Origin of the sequence: Pedobacter sp. ASV12 (assembly GCF_016429155.1) — a bacterium.
GTDB lineage: Bacteria > Bacteroidota > Bacteroidia > Sphingobacteriales > Sphingobacteriaceae > Pedobacter.
The window spans coordinates 1-523 of the sequence record NZ_JAELUC010000269.1; the positions used below are offsets into that span (position 1 = coordinate 1).

At 36.5% G+C, this 523-nt stretch carries 1 protein-coding gene; it reads left to right on the forward strand.

Translation table 11 applies throughout. The features are described from left to right. Nucleotides 1-271, forward strand: a 271-nt coding sequence (locus tag JHD69_RS20245; protein WP_233166113.1) for a DegT/DnrJ/EryC1/StrS family aminotransferase, incomplete at its 5' end; no start/stop codon positions are given. Nucleotides 272-523 lie beyond the last annotated feature (252 nt).

Below are 523 nucleotides of genomic sequence, written 5' to 3' on the forward strand. Positions count from 1 at the left end.
TGAGCAGCTTTTCTCTAATTTAAATATGTCCTTTGTGAAGGAAACAGCAGATTCAAAAGCAAATTATTGGTTAAATTCGATTATTCTTAATGATTCCCAAGAAAGAGATGAATTTCTTGCCTACACCAATGATAATGGGGTAATGACAAGGCCAGTTTGGGAATTGATGAACCGCCTGCCAATGTTTGCGAATTGTCAGACAGATGGACTGGAAAATTGCAATTGGCTAGCCGACAGAGTTGTTAACATCCCTAGTGGCTATCGGCTTTAATTACCGATAGATATTGAATTAAGAATAAATGCTGTACTATGGGCCATTTGTCCAGCAATCTGTTCACATAGCAGGCATCAGCAATGTTTGGCTATTAGATTTGGGTAAATGTTTAGCAACTAGGCATTTTATTTATATTGATAATCTCTTATTGGAATAAATTAATGAAACATACAATTATTATTGCTGAGGCAGGTGTTAACCACAATGGTAATATCGAAACCGCTTTTAAGTTGATAGACGCCGCTGTAG